The organism is Brevundimonas sp. NPDC090276, assembly GCF_044772165.1.
Taxonomy (GTDB): Bacteria; Pseudomonadota; Alphaproteobacteria; order Caulobacterales; family Caulobacteraceae; genus Brevundimonas.
Window position 1 is genome coordinate 1,114,912 of sequence record NZ_JBIVYK010000002.1, and the last position, 15,295, is coordinate 1,130,206.

18 protein-coding genes are annotated in these 15,295 nt (G+C 67.6%); 3 read left to right on the forward strand and 15 right to left on the reverse strand.

Annotation, left to right across the window (positions count from 1 at the left end; translation table 11 throughout):
* Window positions 1–24 precede the first annotated feature (24 nt).
* From ACIQTU_RS11235 to ACIQTU_RS11270, 8 genes are all read right to left on the reverse strand, one after another.
* Window positions 25–1,455, reverse strand: a complete 1,431-nt coding sequence (locus ACIQTU_RS11235) for an alginate export family protein (RefSeq protein ID WP_400546730.1) — start codon at window positions 1,453–1,455, stop codon at window positions 25–27.
* A 55-nt stretch (window positions 1,456–1,510) separates the two neighbouring features.
* Complete coding sequence (gene maiA / locus ACIQTU_RS11240) at window positions 1,511–2,140, reverse strand: maleylacetoacetate isomerase (protein ID WP_400546733.1); 630 nt, start codon at window positions 2,138–2,140, stop codon at window positions 1,511–1,513.
* A gap of 4 nt (window positions 2,141–2,144) precedes the next feature.
* Window positions 2,145–3,479, reverse strand: a complete 1,335-nt coding sequence (locus ACIQTU_RS11245) for an MFS transporter (protein ID WP_400546736.1) — start codon at window positions 3,477–3,479, stop codon at window positions 2,145–2,147.
* Window positions 3,480–3,552: 73 nt separating this feature from the next.
* Window positions 3,553–4,248 carry a fumarylacetoacetate hydrolase family protein gene (locus ACIQTU_RS11250; protein WP_400546739.1) on the reverse strand — a complete coding sequence of 232 codons (696 nt, stop codon included), beginning with the start codon at window positions 4,246–4,248 and terminating at the stop codon, window positions 3,553–3,555.
* Window positions 4,245–5,300, reverse strand: coding sequence for a gentisate 1,2-dioxygenase (gene gtdA, locus ACIQTU_RS11255; protein ID WP_400546742.1), 1,056 nt, complete (start codon window positions 5,298–5,300; stop codon window positions 4,245–4,247). Before gtdA ends, ACIQTU_RS11250 begins: the two co-directional genes overlap by 4 nt.
* Window position 5,301: 1 nt before the next feature.
* Window positions 5,302–5,631 carry a non-heme iron oxygenase ferredoxin subunit gene (locus ACIQTU_RS11260; protein WP_400546745.1) on the reverse strand — a complete coding sequence of 110 codons (330 nt, stop codon included), beginning with the start codon at window positions 5,629–5,631 and terminating at the stop codon, window positions 5,302–5,304.
* A complete protein-coding gene (locus ACIQTU_RS11265) occupies window positions 5,628–6,095 on the reverse strand; it encodes an aromatic-ring-hydroxylating dioxygenase subunit beta (RefSeq protein WP_400546753.1) in 468 nt (155 codons plus the stop codon). The genes ACIQTU_RS11260 and ACIQTU_RS11265 overlap by 4 nt, the downstream gene beginning before the upstream one ends.
* Window positions 6,096–6,103: 8 nt before the next feature.
* A complete protein-coding gene (locus ACIQTU_RS11270; protein WP_400546756.1) occupies window positions 6,104–7,354 on the reverse strand; it encodes an aromatic ring-hydroxylating dioxygenase subunit alpha in 1,251 nt (416 codons plus the stop codon).
* Between the two features lie 124 nt (window positions 7,355–7,478).
* On the opposite strand from ACIQTU_RS11270, the gene ACIQTU_RS11275 reads away from it, so the two are divergent.
* Complete coding sequence (locus ACIQTU_RS11275) at window positions 7,479–8,669, forward strand: NAD(P)/FAD-dependent oxidoreductase (RefSeq protein ID WP_400546759.1); 1,191 nt, start codon at window positions 7,479–7,481, stop codon at window positions 8,667–8,669.
* A gap of 4 nt (window positions 8,670–8,673) precedes the next feature.
* Here ACIQTU_RS11275 and ACIQTU_RS11280 read toward each other — a convergent pair whose 3' ends face one another.
* Both ACIQTU_RS11280 and ACIQTU_RS11285 read right to left on the reverse strand, forming a co-directional pair.
* The gene (locus ACIQTU_RS11280; protein WP_400546762.1) at window positions 8,674–9,399 is read right to left on the reverse strand and encodes an IclR family transcriptional regulator; all 726 of its coding nucleotides are present in this window, start codon (window positions 9,397–9,399) and stop codon (window positions 8,674–8,676) included.
* Between the two features lie 127 nt (window positions 9,400–9,526).
* Window positions 9,527–10,393 carry a 50S ribosomal protein L11 methyltransferase gene (locus ACIQTU_RS11285; RefSeq protein WP_400546765.1) on the reverse strand — a complete coding sequence of 289 codons (867 nt, stop codon included), beginning with the start codon at window positions 10,391–10,393 and terminating at the stop codon, window positions 9,527–9,529.
* An 82-nt stretch (window positions 10,394–10,475) separates the two neighbouring features.
* On the opposite strand from ACIQTU_RS11285, the gene ACIQTU_RS11290 reads away from it, so the two are divergent.
* Entirely contained in the window at window positions 10,476–11,048 is a 573-nt protein-coding gene (locus tag ACIQTU_RS11290) for a hypothetical protein (protein ID WP_400546768.1), read from the forward strand.
* Between the two features lie 85 nt (window positions 11,049–11,133).
* On the opposite strand, the gene ACIQTU_RS11295 is transcribed toward ACIQTU_RS11290, so the two are convergent.
* From ACIQTU_RS11295 to ACIQTU_RS11305, 3 genes are all read right to left on the reverse strand, one after another.
* Window positions 11,134–11,343: a DUF3126 family protein gene (locus tag ACIQTU_RS11295; RefSeq protein WP_105564438.1), complete on the reverse strand. Its 210-nt coding sequence runs from the start codon at window positions 11,341–11,343 to the stop codon at window positions 11,134–11,136.
* Between the two features lie 93 nt (window positions 11,344–11,436).
* Entirely contained in the window at window positions 11,437–12,258 is an 822-nt protein-coding gene (gene cysE, locus ACIQTU_RS11300; protein ID WP_400546774.1) for a serine O-acetyltransferase, read from the reverse strand.
* Window positions 12,259–12,284: 26 nt separating this feature from the next.
* Entirely contained in the window at window positions 12,285–12,914 is a 630-nt protein-coding gene (locus tag ACIQTU_RS11305; RefSeq protein ID WP_400546777.1) for an NUDIX domain-containing protein, read from the reverse strand.
* Between the two features lie 45 nt (window positions 12,915–12,959).
* Here ACIQTU_RS11305 and ACIQTU_RS11310 point away from each other — a divergent pair, with 45 nt between their 5' ends.
* On the forward strand, window positions 12,960–13,556 hold the full coding sequence (locus tag ACIQTU_RS11310) for a nitroreductase (RefSeq protein ID WP_400546780.1): 597 nt from the start codon (window positions 12,960–12,962) through the stop codon (window positions 13,554–13,556).
* Here ACIQTU_RS11310 and ACIQTU_RS11315 read toward each other — a convergent pair.
* Window positions 13,553–14,425, reverse strand: a complete 873-nt coding sequence (locus tag ACIQTU_RS11315) for a DUF817 domain-containing protein (protein ID WP_400546783.1) — start codon at window positions 14,423–14,425, stop codon at window positions 13,553–13,555. The two genes, ACIQTU_RS11310 and ACIQTU_RS11315, sit on opposite strands and share 4 nt — an antisense overlap.
* Window positions 14,422–15,138, reverse strand: a complete 717-nt coding sequence (locus ACIQTU_RS11320) for a LytTR family DNA-binding domain-containing protein (RefSeq protein ID WP_400546786.1) — start codon at window positions 15,136–15,138, stop codon at window positions 14,422–14,424. The genes ACIQTU_RS11315 and ACIQTU_RS11320 overlap by 4 nt, the downstream gene beginning before the upstream one ends.
* Between the last annotated feature and the right edge of the window lie 157 nt (window positions 15,139–15,295).

The window sequence follows — 15,295 nt, forward strand, 5'->3', positions numbered from 1 at the left end:
GACGGCCAATCCGGTTTACCGCAATCAGAAGCGGAAGGTCAGGAAGGTCCCGAGATAGGACTGGTCCTCGGCCGTGCCGGTTTCCTTCAGGAAGTCGCCGGCCCTGGTGTAGTTCGCCACCCCCATCAGCGAGACATAGGGCGTCAGGGCATAGCGGGCGAAGACGCCGGTGCGCCAGCCGACATAGGAGGACTGCCCCTCGTTGGCGCCGCGCAGCACCATGCCGGACAGGGCGTAGAGGCCGTCGTCCTTGCTCTGACGCCACAGGCCGGCGGTGTTGGCGCCCAGGGTCAGCTTGGGCGTCGGGCGCACCGTCACCTCGGGCTGCAACAGCACCATGTTGGCGAAGCCCAGATCGGTGCGCAGGGCCGCCGGCTGCGGGAACAGGGGGTTGAAGCTGTTCAGCTTGCCGTCGTTCGGGTCCTTGTCGCCCGAGCCGACGTCCAGACGCACGGCCACGCGCGGCGACCACTTCACGCCCGGGAAGGTACGGCCGCCGACCGCCGAGAAGAACCAGGCGTCGATGTCGAGATCGCGGAACGAGCCCCACTGCTTGACCGCCTCGACCTCATAGTCCCAGGGCGCGACCTTGCCGGACAGACGAACCGACAGGGTGTCGCGGTCGTCGCGGCCCGCGACCTGACCGTCGAACGGCGTCACCAGACGGTCGGTGTTAACGTAGAGCAGTTCCAGCTTGGGCGCCGTCGCCCCCTGCCCCAGCGCCTTCGCCGCCGTCGCGCCATAGAGGCGATAGTCGAAGTTGGTGGCGTCGTCCCACGAGGCCTTGCCTTCGCGCAGGGCGTAGCCGGCGAAGGCGCCGCCGCTCCAGCCGGTCGGGCTGTCATACAGGACCCGAACCATGTCCATGGCCACGCGGGCGTTGGCGCCCTCACGCATGTCGAACAGGCGGAAACCGCCCTGACCGAACTCCTGACGACCAGCGCGGACGCGCAGGCTGCCGCCGCCCAGACCGGTCTTCGCCTCAAGGAAGGCCTGATGCAGGTCGGTGCGGTTTTCCTCGATCACCGGCTCGCCGCTGGCGAGGCCCGAGGTGCGAGCGTCCTGCACGTCGACGAAGGCGCGCAGCGAAGAGCCCAGGTTCAGTTCCCCCCACAGGCGGGCGCGGGTCTGGAAATCGCCGCCGGTGTCCTGAGCCCCGCGACCGAAGCGCTCATTGTCGCGGTGTTCGGCGCGGAAGCGCAGTTCACCGCCGAAGCTGGCCCAGACGGGGCTGCGCTCGCCGCCGACCGGCACATATTTGAACTTCGACCAGGTGGAGGTGCGCTTGGCCGGGTCGGCCAGGTAGGCGTAGCTCTCGTCATGGTTGATCAGCTTGAACGGCGGCGGCGCGGCGGCCGGAACCGCTACCGGAGCCTTCTGGATCGGCGCCTCGGCGTCTGCGGGCATGGGGGCGTGCGAAAGCAATGCGGCGGCGGCCGCAGCGGCGATACTCATGGATTTCCTCCGGGAAAGGGCGCGGTTGGCTCCGCGCTCGGTTCGATTGGGATGATTATTCGGCGTCGGGTTGTTTGCCCGGGACGGCGTTCTGGAAGGCGGGCAGTTCGAGGCAGGCGGCCTCAAGCGCCAGCAGGCGCGGCCAGCGCAGCTCGACGCCGAAGCGGCGCGCGTTGCCCAGTTGCGGCACGATGCAGAGGTCGGCCAGGGTAGGAGCGTCGCCGAAGGCGAACGGGCCCGGCTGGTCGGCCAGCAGCTTGTCGACCGCGTCGAGGCCTTCCTCAATGACGGTGGCGGCCCAGGCCTGAACCACCTCTTCGCCCAGACCGAGATCGCGCAGGCGTTGCAGCACCTTGAGGTTCTGCACCGGGTGGATGTCGCAGGCGACGGCCTGAGCGACCGCCCGAACCTTGGCCCGTTGCACGGGATCGGCAGGCAGCAGAGACGGCTCGGGCGAAACCTCATCAAGGTATTCGATGATGGCCAGCGACTGGGTCAGGACCGCACCGTCGTCGGTGACAAACGAGGGCAGCAGGCCTTGCGGGTTGAGCGCCAGATACTCCGGCGCCCGCTGTTCGCCCTTGCGCAGGTGGTGGATGACCTGCACGGCCTCCAGTCCCTTGAGGCCCAGGGCGATACGAACCCGCCATGAGGCCGTGGAGCGGAAATAGCCGTGCAGGATCATGGGGTCAGACTCCGGCGCGACGGCGCACGCCGCCGAGGGTGAAGACCGCGATCGAGGCGATCACGGCGGGGATGACGGCCAGCAGGATCAGCGACTGCGGCGTCCAGCCGGCGGCCAGCAGCACGCCGCCGACCAGCGGTCCGACGATGGCGCCGATGCGGCCCACGCCCAGAGCCCAGCCCACGCCGGTGGCGCGGATAGCGGTCGGATAGACGGCGGCCGTCAGGGCGTTGCAGCCGATCTGGGCGCCGACGACGCCGAAGCCGGACAGGGCCGCGCCGAGCAGAAGGACCGTCAGGTTCGTGCCGCCGAAGGCCAGCAGGGCGATGAAGGCGGCCGAGGCGGCATAGGCCGAACCCAGGACGACATAGGGGCTGATCTTGTCGATCATCCGGCCCAGGACAATGGCGCCGACGACGCCGCCGAGGTTCAGGGTGGCGGTGGACAGGATGGCCATGCTGAGCGGCAGACCCGCGCCCTTCAGCAGGGTCGGCAGCCAGTTCACCAGGAAGTACATGACCAGCAGGTTCATGAAGAAGGCGACCCACAAAAGCAGGGTCACCGGCGTGCGGCCTTCGCGGAACAACTGGAAGACGGAGAAGCCCTTGGCGGCCGACGATTGCTCGTGTTTCAGGCCGGCGATGAACTCGCTGACCGAGGCGTCAGCGTCGATCTTCTTCACGATGGGGGCGATCTTGTGCTCCGGCGCGCCCTTGGCGACCAGGAAGCGCACCGATTCCGGCAGCATGAAATAGAGCACCGGCAACAGCAGCAGCGGCAGAACCCCGCCGACGACGAAGACCGAATGCCAGTCCCAGGTCGCGATCAGCCAGGTCGAGATCAGGCCGCCGATGGTCGAGCCCAGCGGGAAGCCGCAGAACATGACCGTCACCAGGGTCGCGCGCAGGCGGGCCGGGCCGTACTCGCTGGTCAGGGCGATGATGTTGGGCATGGCGGCGCCCAGACCCACGCCGGTGATGAAGCGATAGATCAGCAGTTCGTTCATCGAGCCGGCGAAGGCCGTCAGCAGGGCGAACAGGCCGAAGATGAAGGTCGAGATCAGGATGACCGTCTTGCGGCCGAACTTGTCCGCCGCCGGGCTCAGGGTGAAGGCGCCGACCGTCAGGCCCAGAAGGCCGATGGCGAAGATCGGGCCGAACGCCGACGGGGCCAGGCCCCAGTCCTCGGCGATCTTGGGCGCGACGAAGGCGATCGACTGGGTGTCGAAGCCGTCGAGCATGGCGATGATGAAGCACAGCGCCGTGACGCCGAACTGTAGCGGGCCGAATTTGGCCCGGTCGATGACGGCGTTGCCGCCCCCCTCACCCATGGCTGCCATATGTGTCGTCCTCCTGCGGAGGGCGCGTCTGTCGCGCGCCTCTCCGTGTGTTGATGATGCGTGTGAAAAGGGATCAGGCGGCGGGCGGGCCGACCTTGATGTTGAGCGGGGTCAGGCCGTCGATGGTCACGGTCATGGCGTCGCCAGGAACCACAGCGCCGACGCCGGCGGGGGTGCCGGTGTAGATCAGGTCGCCGGGCTGGATTTCCCACAGACCGGACAGGTAGGCGACGATGTCCGCCACCGGCCAGATCAGGTCGGCCAGATCCGCCGTCTGCTTGACCTCGCCGTTGACGGTCAGCTCGATCTTGCCGTGTTCGGGATCAAAGCCCTCGCCCGCCTTGTGGATCAGGCCCAGCGGCGACGACTGCTCGACGTTCTTGCCGGTGTCCCACGGACGGCCCTGAGCGCGGGCTTCCAGTTGCAGGTCGCGGCGCGTCATGTCCAGGCCGGTGGCGTAGCCCCAGACATGGTCCAGCGCGTCTTCGACGGCGATGTTGCGACCGCCCTTGCCGATGGCGACGACCAGTTCGGCCTCATAGTGGAAGTTCTCGGTCTTGGACGGATAGGCGATGGTCGTCCCGTCCAGCACGACCGTCTCGGCCCAGGCGGTGAAGAAGAAGGGCGGCTCGCGGTCCGGGTCGCGGCCCATTTCGCGGGCGTGGGCGGCGTAGTTGCGGCCGACGCAGAAGATGCGGCGGACCGGGAATTCGTCCCCGGTGTTGGTCGGGGCAAGCACGGGCGCTTGCGGTTGGAACAGCAGGCTCATGCGTTCTCTTCCTTGTAGAGGTTCAGTTTTTCCTGACAGGCCTTGTCGGAGTATCCGAACAGGACCAGTCGGCTGGCCGCCTTGAAGGCGACCGATTTCCACGACGGCACGACGACGATGTCGCGCGGCTTCAAAGCGATGGTTTCGCCCTCGATCACCGCCTCGCCCGTCCCTTCGACCACCACGAAGATGGTGCCGTCGGTCGAGCGGCGCGGCTGGGTTTCAAAGCCTTCCGGCAGCAGGCGGACATGCGCCGAGATGGTGGCCATGATCGGCCCGCCGTTGATCGGGTTCATGAACTCCAGCGCGTGGCCCAGATGCGGGTCGATCTCGGCGCCGCCTTCCGCCATGGCGTCCAGCGCCGGACGCCATTCAGCATAGGGATAGTGGAACAGCGGCTGATGCGCCGGACGACGATCCGCCGTGTGCCCCTTCAGCGGACGCATATTGCGGCCATAGCGGTTCAGGCTGTCGCCAGCCGGGGCCTGTTCCGGGAACTGGTCCTCGGCGTAGCCCTCGGCGAAGCTGGCGTCGAAGTGACGAACGGTGGGGATGTCCAGACCGTCCAGCCAGATCATCGGCGTCTCGGTCGGATTGCCGTGGTCGTGCCACTGGCCGCCCGGCGTCAGCACCAGATCGAAGGGCTGCATCACCGCCTTCTCGCCATCCACCGAGGTATAGGCGCCGCCGCCCTCCATGACGAAACGCAGGGCGCACTGGGCGTGGCGGTGGGCCGGGGCGATCTCACCCGGCAGGATCAGTTGCAGACCGGCATAGAGGCTGGGCGTGATGCCCGAATGGCCCGGCAGGCCGGGGTTCTCCAGGATCAGCACCCGGCGCTCGGCCTGTTTGGCGCTGATCAGGTCGCCCGCCCGCATCAAGTATTCGCGGGCGTTGTCATAGGACCACTTGTGGACCTTGGCCGGAGAATCCGGCTGGGGCAGGACCAGGGCCGACAGCTTCTCCCACAGCGGATAGAGGCCTTCCGGCTCCATCTGCTCATAGAGGGCGTTCAGCTGGGACTGCTGGTCGTTGGACAGGGTTTCGTGCATCTCAGCCCTCCATGCCGACGTGCAGCAGGCCGTCCTGAAGCTTGACCGGGAAGCTGCGCACGGCGACCGAGCACGGCGCGTCTACGGGCGCGCCGGTCTTCACGTTGAAGGTGCCCTGATGCAGCGGACACTCGATCAACTCGCCGTCCAGAAAGCCGTCCGACAGGCTGGCCGCGCCGTGGGTGCACAGGTCGGCGGTGGCGAAATACTCGCCGTCCACGACATAGAGGGCGACGCTCAGGCCATTGGCGCTGGCCTTGGCCACGCCATGTTCATCGAGGGCCGAGGGCGGCAAAGTCGCCACCCACGACAGGGTCGCGGCTTCGGTCATGCGGGGTACACCAGACTGTTGGGGATCATTTCGGAATCGAAGACGACGACGCGCTCGACAAAGCGCAGCCGGTCGCCGTCGCGGACGATGCGGTCATGGCAGACGGCGGACAGGATGATGTCCGACTGCTTGTCCACCAGGGTCTGCACCACCAGCAGGTTGTGACGGACGCGCACGCCCTCCCCGTCCTGAGCCACGACGCGCGGCGCGGTCGGGAAACGACGGTAATAACGCGGCGCATACATCTGGGTGCGCGTCAGGCCAGTCACCCGATCCTTCAGCATGCCCCGGCTCTCGGCCTGCATGGTGCACAGGGTGTAGCCGGCCTCGTAGTTCTCACGCGGGATCACCCGATAGAGGCAGTCCTCGGTGAAGAAGTCGGGCCAGGCGTGCAGATCGACGTCGTCCAGAACGCCGTAATAGGCGTCGTACAGGTCGCGGATCTCGTCGCGAGCAATAGTCATGGTCGCGCTCACAGGCCCATCACCTTGCGCCAGTAGCGGTACATCCCGCGCACGGCGGTTTCCGTGACCTGATGATCGGTCGGCGCGATCTCGCGGCCGCCCATCTGCAGGATGAAATGCTCGTCCGGCGAACCGGCGGCGCCCTGCTGGGTCATTTCCAGGACCTCGCCGTCGTCGGCCGAGACGAAGCCCGCCGGGCCGAACAGGTTGGCCTGACGCGTGCGGCGCAGGCGCATCTCCGGCGTGTCGTCGGCGTAGCACCAGTGGGTCCAGTGGAAGTCGAACCCGCCCGGCCCCTTGGGCACGATCTGGCGCGTGGTCAGGCTGTTGACCTGCTGTTGCAGGATCACGCTGGGGAAGATGGTGATCATCCCGACGGTCTCTTCGCCGGGGAACTCCTGCACCACGTCCATGACGCGGGGGTCTTCCAGCACCAGATCGCCCTGGAAGTTGCGGATGTCGGCCATGGCCTCGGTCTTTTCCTGCTCGCCCTTGCGCGAGATCAGGATGCCGTGGCGGCCCTCGTCGTCGATATCGACGGCGGACTTCTGGTCGGCGCGGAACAGGCCGAAGGTGGCGAAGAAAACGTGCAGCAGACCCGCGTGATAGGGGTCCTTGATGTTTTCCTGCATCTGCTTCCAGTTGGCCGGGATGTGCTGACGGTTGTAGCCCAGCACCTCCAGCTTCCGACCGTCATAGACGCGGGTGTAGTGCTTCCAGAACTTCTCGCCGAGGTATTCGCGGAAGGGCGGCGTCTCGTCCGAGAAGGTGGCCCAGACCACCCCATTGACCACCTCGACGCGCAGCTTGTTCAGGCTGTGGTCCTTGGGATCGAAGTCCGACGGCATGCCGCCCTGACGCTTGACGCCGCGGCGGAAGGGCACCCCCTGAAGGTCACCGTTCAGCGCATAGGACCACTGGTGATAGGGGCAGATCAGTTCCTTGGAGTGGCCGGTGCGGGTCTGGCAGAACTTGACGCCCTTGTGGGCGCAACGGTTCTCGACGACCGAGATCTCGTCCTCGCCCGAGCGGACCATGACGCAGGGCTTCTCGCCCAGGGTGGTCGTTTTCCAGTCGCCGACCTCGGTCAGTTCGCACTCCAGACCGACATAGAGCCAGTGCGGCCCGTACCAGATCTTCTGCAGTTCCTCGGCGTAGATCGCGGGGTCCGTATAGACCCAGTAGGGCACGGCGGCGTCGACGTCGGCCGGCCATGCGCGGCTGTTGGCGCCCTCCGGCGGGCGTACGGGGATGTTCACTGAAAGCTCCCGGACAAAGAATTCGAAGCAGCGATCTCATGTCGCCGTTGACCGCATTGGTGTCGTGGTTTTTGATCTATGTCAAATGCGTTGCATCTAGTGCAACGAATAGCGGAGATCACAAATGGCTGAACGCATCGTCATCCTGGGGGCCGGTCACGCAGGCGGCGCGACCGCTATCGCCTTGCGTGAGCTAAGTTTTTCGGGATCGATTCTAGTCGTCGGGGACGAACCGCACCCCCCCTACGAACGTCCAAGCCTGTCCAAGGATTATCTGTCGGGCGCCGAGGCCGATCCGGTCTGGCTGGCGCCAGCGGAACGCTGGGCCGAGCTGGATGTGACCCTGAAACTGGGCGCCGAAGCGGTCGCCATTGACCGCGACAAGGGTGAGATTCGGCTGGCCGACGGCACGATCGAAGCCTTCGACACGCTGGTCCTGGCCATGGGCGGTCGCGTGCGTCGCCTGCCCCTGCCCGACCATGCCGCCGTCCGCTATCTGCGCACGGCCGACGACGCCCGCGCCATCGCGGCGGCGGCGACGCCAGGCGCCCGCGCCCTGGTGATCGGCGGCGGGGTGATCGGATTGGAAGCCGCTTCGACCCTGCGCGGTCTGGGCCTGAGCGCCACGGTGATCGAGGCGGGCGAGCGCCTGCTGGGCCGCAACGTTCCCGCCGAGGCCGCCGAATGGCTGGCCGCCGCCCACGCCCGCATCGGCGTCGAGGTGAAGCTGGGTCGGTCGCTGCAATCACTGGAAGACGCCGCCGACGGCTCGGTTCTGGCGCGGCTGGACGACGACTCGACCATTGAAGCCGACCTGGTGGTCGTCGGCATCGGCATCATCCCCTCGACCGAGATGGCCGAGGCGGCGGGCCTGCCGGTCGCGGGCGGGGTTCTGGTCGGCGACGACTACCGTTCGCCCGCCGACGACCGCGTCTTTGTCGTCGGTGATCTGGCCGCCCGGACGCGAGACGGCGCCGCCGCCCGCATGGAGACCTGGGCCCACGCCCAGACCTCGGCCCGCGCCGCCGCCCTCGCCATCTTGGGCCAGCCCCCCGAGGTCGAGCCGACTCCCTGGTTCTGGACCGCCCAGTGCGGGCACAACCTGCAGATTCTCGGCGATCCGGCGTCGGGCGACGCGGTCGTGTCACGCGGCGATGCGGTGCGTCTTTACCTGCGCGACGGAGCCTTGGTCGGCGCCGTCTGTCTGGATCAGCCGCGCGACTTCGCTACCGCGCGCCGCCTGATGGGCAAGGTCCTGATCGCGGAAACGGCCAGCGATCCGGCGACCGACCTGCGCAAGGCCGTCGCCGCCTGATCCATCAGGCCGGGCGCACCCCGCCCGTCGACCGGGTGATCTCGTCGCACACCTCGATCAGGCGTTCGCGCGCCTGATCGTCGTATTCCGGCTTGAACACGTCTGTGGCCAGAACCGTGGCGGTGAAGACCGCCTCCCCCTGCAGGTCGAAGATCGGCACGGCGGTGGCCCGCAGGCCGGGGATCAGATCACCCCGGATGGCCGAATAGCCGTCGCGCCGCACCCGCGCGCGCAGACCCTCGACATCAACCGGCTGGAACTGCGGCTGGGTTTCGCGTTCGACCATCTGACACGTCGCCGCCTCTGGCCGGAAGGCCAGAAACACATGCCCCGTCGCCGAACTGAGCAGCGGCAGGGGCGAGCCGACCATCAACGAGGTCGAGATGGCCGGCGTGCCCATGATCCAGCGCACCACGATCGGCCCGGTCGGCCCCAGGGCGCCCATCTGCACCGTGCGCCCGGTCTCGGCGACATAGTCGGTCAGGGCGATCGCCGCCTCGCGGAAACTGTCCATACGCGACAGGGCCGCCAGACCCAGACGCAGCGCGCCCGGCCCCAGCTCATACCGCCCCGTCGCCGCATCCTGACGGGCCATGCCCGCCGCGATCAGACTGGCCAGATAGCGGTGGGCCTGCGACGCTGACAGATCCGACGCCTGGGCGATGGCCCCCAAGGCCGCCGCCCCGTTCAGCGAGGCCAGAACCTCCAGTACGCGGAGGCCGATGCCCACAGACTGAATGCCCTGCCGCCGCTCGCTCGTTTCACCCATCACCATACGGCCCCGCAACAACGCCCGCTGTTAACAACGCACGTCCTGTCGCGCCTGGCGCCTGACGTCAAGCGTACGTCGATGAGCGTCAGCGCTTCCGCAACTGCAGGGCGGTCCAGGCATCATGATGGATGGTCTGCTCGACCACGAAGCCCAGCGGCAGGTAGGCTTCCAGCACACGCTCCTCCTGCGTGCGCAGCAAGCCCGACAGGATAGCGACGCCGCCCGTTTTCAGCGCAGCCGCGATCTCGGGCGCCAAAAACACCAGCGGCGCGGCCAGAATATTGGCGAAGACAAGATCATAGGGCGCGTGCTGGGCGATGCGCGCATCGCTCAGGCCGTCGGCGAAATAGAACTCGCATTTGGCGTCGTTGATCTGGGCGTTCTCATTGGCGATGCGGGCAGAGGGCTCGTCGATGTCGGTGCCGACAGCGATGGGCGAGCCCGTCTTGGCCGCCGCGATCGCCAGCACGCCCGTGCCGCAGCCGACGTCCAGCACCTTCTCGAAGCTCTCGGTCGCCAGCAGATTGTCGAAGGCTTCCAGGCAGCCGACCGTCGTGCCGTGATGGCCGGTGCCGAAGGCGGCGCCCGCGTCGATCTTCAGATTGACCCGCCCCTCGGGGATCTTGCCCTGGTCGTGCGCGCCATAGACGAAGAAGCGCCCGGCCTCGACCGGGGGCAGGCCCGACAGGCTCATGGCCAGCCAGTCGGCGTCAGCCAGCTTCTCGACGATGACCTCCAGACCCGGCGTCGCGCGCAGGATCTCGGCGATGCCCTCGGCTTCCTCGTCGGTCGTCGGGAAGGCGTCGATGCGCCAGATTCCCTTGTCCTCATCCTCTTCGAGAATGGAATAGGTCGCGTTTTCCAGCAGGGGATTGGCGTCGATCGCTTCAGCGGCGGCTTCGGCCGGGGCGCGATCGCCGCGTGCGATCACCTGAACTGCGGACTCGGACATTTCTCAAACACCGTTATTATGACGAATCGCAACGCGTGCGGGCGTACGGAATGCCCGTGTCCATCTAGGGGTCGGGGTATCCATGGCTAAAGCACCGTCTGAGTCGAAATCTTCTACGCCGAAAGCGGCGCCTGCCGCTTCCAAGCCGAAACCGGCGGCAAAGTCGAGCGCTGCGGCGCCCAAGGCCGCTGCAAAACCGAAGGCCGCGCCGAAAACCGCCGCGCCCAAGGCGGCCGCCGCCAAACCCGCTGCCGCCAAGACGGCCGCTCCGAAGGCTGTAGCGAAACCCGCCGCCAAGGCTCCGGCTGTAAAGGCCGCAGCCAAACCGACGACCAAGGCTGCTGCTCCCAAGGCCGCTCCAAAGGCCGCCGCCAAGCCCGCAGCGCCGAAGAAGGCAGTTGCGCCGAAGGCCGCCGCCGCCAAGCCGGTCGAGGCGCCCAAGCCCGCCGTCGCTCCCGTGGCCGCCGCTCCGGCTGCTCCCGCCCCGGCTCCGACGCCCGCTCCGGCCGCCGCCGCTCCTGCCCCGGCGCCCAAGCCGGTCGAAGCGCCCAAGCCCGCTCCGGCTCCAGCTCCGGCTCCGCAACCGGCGCCCGCCGCTGCTGCGCCCCAGCCCGAAAAGAAAAAGGGCTTCTTCGCTCGCCTGTTCGGCTGGTGATCGCCTGAAACGACAAAAGGCCGGAGGGTTCGCCCCTCCGGCCTTTTTCATGCGTGCTTCCAGAGAAATCCCTGGTGGCGCGGCCTTAGTCCTGCGGCAGGTCTTCGGCCAGGATCGCCATCTCGAACATGAACGAGCCGGCCTCGTCTTCGTCCTCGAACACCACGCCGATGAACTCGTCATCGACATAGACTTCGGCGGAGTCGGCGACCTTGCGGGCCTTCACCTTGATGCCGCCGTGGTTGAAGGTGCGCTTCAGGTGCGTCTCGACGCGCTTCAGATCAGATTCTTTCACGGGGGTAGCCTCGTTGGTGTCGTTGACGGCGGAACCTAGAGAAGCCGCCCCCTGATGGGAAGCCCGCGTATCGGGCGTCCACAGGCGGCAGCCTCAGATCACGTAATCATAGGCGATGTCGGCCAGGGTATGGTCCATCGTCCGCGCGGGCGCCGCGTCGGTGGGACAGGCTACCACCTTCGCCGGCACCCCGGCCACGGTGCAGCCCGCCGGCACTGGCTTCAGCACCACCGAACCAGAGGCCACCTTGGCGTAGTCGCCGACCACAATATTGCCCAGCACCTTGGCCCCGGCCCCCAGCAGGACGCCGCGCCCGATCTTGGGGTGGCGGTCGCCGCGCTCGGCCCCGGTCCCGCCCAGGGTCACGGCGTGCAGCATCGACACCTCGTCGCCGACCACCGCCGTCTCGCCGATGACGATGCCGGTGCCGTGGTCGATGAAGACGCCCGAGCCGATCCGCGCCGCCGGATGGATGTCCATCTGGAACAGTTCCGAAATCCGGCTCTGGAAATGGAAGGCCAGGGTGTCGCGGTCCTGGCCCCACAGCCAGTGGGCCACGCGCCACGCCTGCAGCGCCTGGAAGCCCTTGAAATACATGAAAGGCTGCAACAGCGACCGGATCGCCGGGTCGCGATCCTGCACCGCCTTCAGGTCGACTTCGGCCGCCGCAACGATGCCGGGATCAGCGGCGAAGGCCGACAGGGCCACCTCGCGCAGCGTCATGGCCCCCAACTCCGCATCGCCCAGCTTGCGCGCGATCTGGAAACTCAGGGCCCCAGCCAGATCGTCATGCGCCAGCACCACCGCATTCATCTGCGAAGCCAGACGCGGTTCCTCGCGCGCGGCGTCCTCGGCTGCGGCGCGCAACTGCGTCCACAGGTCCGGCTGTTGCGGCACGATTTCCAGCTTGGCCATCGGCCCTCCGTTCTCTGGCGGCGATCCTACGCCCCCAGCATGGCCTGCGCCAGCGCGGCGGGCAGTTCGCCTTCGCGCGCCATATGGTAGGCCTTGTAGGCCGTCGCCACCGTCAAGCTGTCGCGCACCGCCCCGCGCTCGATCTCGACCAGCAGGTCGCGGAACGGCACGCGTATCGACACGATCACCTCGGTCGGGTCCGGGGCGACCGGAACCGCGCTCAGCCCCCAGGCCACCCAGGTCATCGCCCGTTCGTCGGTGATCGAGTTGGACAGGTCCATGTCCAGCGCCGCGCGCCAGTACTCCGCCGCCAGTCCGGCCTCCTCGGCCAGTTCGCGACGCACGGCGTCGAACGGGTCCTCGTCCATCGGCGCCCCGCCTTCCGGCATTTCCCAGGAATAGCGCATCAGGGTGAAACGGTGCTGCCCGACCAGGGTCACCGTTCCATCCTCATGTAACGGCAGGACCCCCGTCCCCACATTCTTGGGCCGCATGGCCACATAGTCGGCGTCGGCCCCGGTCGGCGCCGTCGCCGGATGCCGCGTCACGGTCATCCACGGCGTGTCGATCAGGACGCTGTCGCCATGACTCTGCCATTTCGGCGTCTCGGGCAGGTCTTCGGCCCAACGGGGCTTGATGTCGGCGATATTGTGCATGCTTCCGCTATGGCGCCGGGCTCAACGAAATCCTAGCTAGACGGCATGACCGATCTCAACGCCGCCCTGCCCCTGCCCGTCCGTTCGGACGAAATCCTGACCCGTCTGGCGAACCGCCGCTCGGCCTCGGCCCAACTGCTGGCCGCCCCCGGTCCGTCCGAGGCCGAGATCGAGCAGATCCTGCACCTCGGCGCCCGCACCCCCGACCACGGCAAGCTCTTCCCCTGGCGCTTTGTGGTGCTAGGCCCGCAGAGCCGCACCGACCTGTCCGAAGCCCTCGCTGTCCTGGCCGAAAGCCAGAACCGCGTCGACAAGGACCTGGCCGTACTGGCCAAGCTGGCCAACCCGCCCCTGACCATCATGGTCGTCTCGACCCCTATTCAGGGCCACAAGGTCCCGGTCTGGGAGCAACAGCTGTCCGCCGGCGCCGTCTGCATGAATCTTGAACACGCCGCCGACGCTCTCGGCTATTCCGCCAGCTGGATCACCGACTGGTACGCCTACGACCCTGCCGCCGTCGCCCTGTTCGGCGTCAAGGAAGGCGAGACCATCGCCGGCTTCATCCACCTCGGAACCCTGACCGAAGCCCCGCTGGAACGCCCCCGCCCCAACATGGCGCACAAGGTCGAGCGGCGCGCCTAGCGCCCCTCCTCCTCCGGCCGGTGCACCAGCGACACCAGCACCACCGAAATGATCATCAGCAGGAACCATGCCCCCAGCTTGTTCAGGCTGACCATCTCCCAGCCGTCCGTCTGCCCCGGATAGACCCAGGCCCGCGCGAACGTCCCCAGGTTCTCGGCGAACCAGATGAACAGCGCCACCAGCCCATAGCCCAGCAGCAGCGGCATCCCCCGCCGCCGCCGGTCCGTGGTGAACCAGAACCAGCCCCGCCCGAACAGCAGCGCCGTCGCGACAAACAGCGCGATCCGCACGTCCGGCAGCCAGTGATGGGCGAAGAAGTTGACATAGATGGCCGCCGCCAGAACCCAGGTCGTCCACAGCGGCGGATAGTTCCGCACCCGGATATGGAAGATGCGCTGCACCCGCGCGATATAGCTGCCCACCGCCGCATACATGAAGCCCGAGAACAGCGGCACGGCCCCGATCCGCAACAGCGAGTCCTCGGGATAGATCCACGATCCGTGATGCGTCTTGAACAGCTCCATGATCGTACCGGCGATGTGGAACAGGAAGATGACCCGCGCCTCCTCCCAGCTCTCCAGCCGGAAGGCCAGCATCAGCCCCTGAATGGCCAACGCCCCGACCACCAGAAAGTCATAGCGCGACAGCGGAGCCCCGCCTTCCGGCCAGAAGACCGGCCACAGAAGATGCGTCCCCACCAGCAGCATCAGCATGGCCCCGCCGAACAGACAGGCCCACCCCTGCTTCAGCCCGAACCACAGGAACTCATAGGCATACCCCCGCCACCGCCCCCGATCCGCCCACGCCTCGGCGCGAGCCATCAGACGACGGCCCCAGGCTTCGAGCGGGAGACGGGGGGATGGGGTCATGTCGTCAGCCATCCTTCTTCACGCAGGACGCCGACCCGGGCGCGCGACACCGGCGCTTCCAGCCCTCCGGCCAGGCGCAGCCGCGTGTTGCGTCCATCCTCGACCACCCCGATCACGCCCGCGCGCGCCACCCACCACGAGCGATGGGTTTGCGCCCCGTCCACGTCCTTCAGGCCCGCCATGGCCTGGGACAGGGACATCAGCACCAGGGCCGACCCCTGCGGCGTATGCACCCGCACATAGTGATCCTCCATCTGCAGGCACAGCACCGTCCGCCCCAGCCGGGCCGGCAGGCGGTCGCGCGGATCAGCGGATTCGGCCTCGGGCTTGTCCGTCATCGCCTCGCGCGGTCGCGTCGCCCACATCATGCCCGCCGTGGCCAGGGCGCTGATGACCAGTCCCTGTCCGTACCATTCCAGCCAGCCGACCTGCCCCACCACCGGCCACAGCCGCACGGCCAACGATCGGCTAAGCACGACGGGCAGCAGGGTCAGAACCGCCACCGCGGGCGGCGTCCAGACCCAGACCGAAATCTTCCGCGCCTCGGCCCAGCGCGCCAGGATCGGCAGGCTGACGCCAAAGGCCAGCCACCCCGCCCACAGACAGACCACCCAATAGGCCGTCCGCACCGGCAAGGTCCCGCTCAGATAGCTGCCGAACGGCCCGATGATCCCCAGCGCCAGCCCCACGGCGGTCGAAACGGCGAATCCCACGAACGCCGCCCGCCATCGCCTGTCCTTCAGTCCCCACGATTCCATGACCGCAGACTAGCAAGCGCCGCCGCCGATGACAGCCGTTCGCCGGACCGCGAACCCGTTCGCCCATTCGCCCATATCCACTGGCGCGGCGGCGTTCCTGGGCCTCACACAG

What these genes read in the sequence shown, in the direction of transcription:
- maiA (WP_400546733.1), bottom strand. Translation starts at nt 2,140, where the DNA reads ATGATCCTGCACGGCTATTTCCGCTCCACGGCCTCATGGCGGGTTCGT.
- ACIQTU_RS11305 (WP_400546777.1), bottom strand. Translation starts at nt 12,914, where the DNA reads ATGCACAATATCGCCGACATCAAGCCCCGTTGGGCCGAAGACCTGCCC.
- cysE (WP_400546774.1), bottom strand. Translation starts at nt 12,258, where the DNA reads ATGGCCAAGCTGGAAATCGTGCCGCAACAGCCGGACCTGTGGACGCAG.
- ACIQTU_RS11235 (WP_400546730.1), bottom strand. Translation starts at nt 1,455, where the DNA reads ATGAGTATCGCCGCTGCGGCCGCCGCCGCATTGCTTTCGCACGCCCCC.
- gtdA (WP_400546742.1), bottom strand. Translation starts at nt 5,300, where the DNA reads ATGCACGAAACCCTGTCCAACGACCAGCAGTCCCAGCTGAACGCCCTC.
- ACIQTU_RS11290 (WP_400546768.1), top strand. Translation starts at nt 10,476, where the DNA reads ATGGCTAAAGCACCGTCTGAGTCGAAATCTTCTACGCCGAAAGCGGCG.
- ACIQTU_RS11310 (WP_400546780.1), top strand. Translation starts at nt 12,960, where the DNA reads ATGACCGATCTCAACGCCGCCCTGCCCCTGCCCGTCCGTTCGGACGAA.
- ACIQTU_RS11275 (WP_400546759.1), top strand. Translation starts at nt 7,479, where the DNA reads ATGGCTGAACGCATCGTCATCCTGGGGGCCGGTCACGCAGGCGGCGCG.
- ACIQTU_RS11245 (WP_400546736.1), bottom strand. Translation starts at nt 3,479, where the DNA reads ATGGCAGCCATGGGTGAGGGGGGCGGCAACGCCGTCATCGACCGGGCC.
- ACIQTU_RS11265 (WP_400546753.1), bottom strand. Translation starts at nt 6,095, where the DNA reads ATGACTATTGCTCGCGACGAGATCCGCGACCTGTACGACGCCTATTAC.
- ACIQTU_RS11250 (WP_400546739.1), bottom strand. Translation starts at nt 4,248, where the DNA reads ATGAGCCTGCTGTTCCAACCGCAAGCGCCCGTGCTTGCCCCGACCAAC.
- ACIQTU_RS11285 (WP_400546765.1), bottom strand. Translation starts at nt 10,393, where the DNA reads ATGTCCGAGTCCGCAGTTCAGGTGATCGCACGCGGCGATCGCGCCCCG.
- ACIQTU_RS11260 (WP_400546745.1), bottom strand. Translation starts at nt 5,631, where the DNA reads ATGACCGAAGCCGCGACCCTGTCGTGGGTGGCGACTTTGCCGCCCTCG.
- ACIQTU_RS11315 (WP_400546783.1), bottom strand. Translation starts at nt 14,425, where the DNA reads ATGACCCCATCCCCCCGTCTCCCGCTCGAAGCCTGGGGCCGTCGTCTG.